Consider the following 208-nt stretch of genomic DNA (forward strand, 5'->3'; position numbering starts at 1 on the left):
TAAGTGCCGAATTTCAGCATGACGCCGGCGAGGATGACGCTGCCGACGGTCGGCGCCTGCACGTGTGCGGCAGGCAACCAGGTATGCAGTGGCACCGCGGGGATCTTTACCGCAAAGGTGATCAGCATAGCGATCAATGCCCACATGGCCGCCGCGCCCTCCAGGGGGGGATTCTCAATCCAGGCTCGCATGTCGAAGGTCGGTTCGG

1 pseudogene is annotated in these 208 nt (G+C 63.0%); it reads right to left on the minus strand.

Annotated features, from left to right (window positions below):
* Positions 1-122, minus strand: a pseudogene (locus B2W52_RS22380) (proton-conducting transporter transmembrane domain-containing protein); the annotation flags it as partial.
* Between the last annotated feature and the right edge of the window lie 86 nt (positions 123-208).

Origin of the sequence: Marinobacter sp. UBA2498 (genome assembly GCF_002341575.1) — a bacterium.
Classification (GTDB): Bacteria; Pseudomonadota; Gammaproteobacteria; order Pseudomonadales; family Oleiphilaceae; genus Marinobacter; species Marinobacter manganoxydans.